Origin of the sequence: Actinomadura sp. HBU206391, assembly GCF_014323665.1 — a bacterium.
Classification (GTDB): domain Bacteria; phylum Actinomycetota; class Actinomycetes; order Streptosporangiales; family Streptosporangiaceae; genus Actinomadura_C.
This window is the reverse complement of sequence record NZ_JABVEB010000543.1, coordinates 1-1438: the sequence shown is the minus strand read 5'-3', so window position 1 is coordinate 1438 and position 1438 is coordinate 1. Positions and strand designations below refer to the sequence as shown.

At 72.0% G+C, this 1438-nt stretch carries 1 protein-coding gene and 1 pseudogene; one reads left to right on the top strand and one right to left on the bottom strand.

The genetic code is table 11. The features are described from left to right. Window positions 1-330 (bottom strand): annotated as a pseudogene (locus HKK72_RS39275) (LppX_LprAFG lipoprotein); the annotation flags it as partial. A gap of 149 nt (window positions 331-479) precedes the next feature. Here HKK72_RS39275 and HKK72_RS39270 point away from each other — a divergent pair. Beyond that, window positions 480-1438, top strand: a 959-nt coding sequence (locus HKK72_RS39270) for a LacI family DNA-binding transcriptional regulator (RefSeq protein ID WP_187239432.1), incomplete at its 3' end; no start/stop codon positions are given.

The window sequence follows — 1438 nt, the reverse complement described above, 5'->3', positions numbered from 1 at the left end:
GAGGCCCTTGTAGTGGACCGTCTGACCGACCAGCACGAACGTGATCTCGACCGGCTGGCCCGCCTGGGTGATCTGCAGCGTCCCCTTCGCGTCGCCGCTCTTCAGCAGCTCGATGTCGCCGCGCTTGACCGACACCGCGGGGTCGCCCTCGGAGTCGAGGGTGAACCCGAGGCTCCTCACGTCGCGCATGGCCGCCGACGCCTGCGCGAGCACCTCCCGGCCCTCGGGCAGCGACTTCGCCGAGTCGCCTCCGCCGGAGCAGGCGGAGGCGACGACGAGCACGGGCAGTAGGGAGAGGGCCGCCGTGACGCGGGCCCGAAGCGATGCCATGCCGGGAGACTAGTGCGGAGGCCGGGGGTACGCGTCGTCCCCTGGCACGAACTACTCCGGCGATTTATAGGTACGAATCACTACGCTGCTTGACAGCATGCGTGAAGAGTATGCTGAGAAAGCGCTTTCCATCTTCGTAGGAGGTCCGTGTGGTCACGCTCGAAGATGTCGCGCGGCACGCGGGCGTCTCGCTCGCCACCGCCTCACGGGTGCTCAACGGCAGCAGCCGCCGGGTGGGCGCCGCGCTGCGCGAACGGGTGGAGCTGGCCGCCGCCGAGCTCGGCTACCAGCCCAACGCGACCGCGCAGACGCTGGCCCGCGGGTCCAGCAACGTCATCGGGCTGGTGGTGCACGATCTCACCGACCCCTACTTCGCGGCGCTCGCCGGCGGCGCGATGCGGGCGGCCGACCGCCGGGGCCTGGTGGTGATGGTGGGCACCACCTATCGCGATCCGGAACGCGAGATCGGTTATGTGTCGACGCTGCGAGCGCAGCGGGTGCGGGCGATCCTGCTGGCAGGTTCCCGGGTGGCCGACGAGCGGATCACCAACCGGCTCCGTACCGAACTCGCCCGCTACCGCGACTCGGGCGGGCGCGTCGCCTGCGTCGGCCAGGACCTGCTCGGTGTCGACACCGTCGCGCCCGCCAACCGCGCCGGCGCCGCCGCGCTCGCCCGTGCGCTCGCCGAGCTGGGCCACACCCGGTTCGCCGTGCTGGCCGGCCCGCCGGCGCTCGTCACCGCTGCCGATCGCACCGCCGGGTTCACGGCGGCGCTGGCGGAGCTCGATCTGCCCGCTCCGCAGATCGTGCACGGCGGCTTCGACCGGGACGGCGGGTACAACGCCGTCCGCGGCGTCATCGACAGCGATGTCACGTGCGTGTTCGCGGTGAACGACGTCATGGCGGTCGGCGCTCTCGCGGCGCTGCGGGAGCGCGGCCTGTCCGTGCCGGACGACCTGTCGGTCGCCGGGTTCGACGACATCGCGACCCTGCGCGACCTGGTGCCCGCGCTGACGACGGTGCGGCTGCCCCTGGCCGAGATGGGCGAGCGGGCGCTGGAAATGGCGCTCGGGGATTCGGTGAAACCGTCCGTCGAGCACATCGCCGG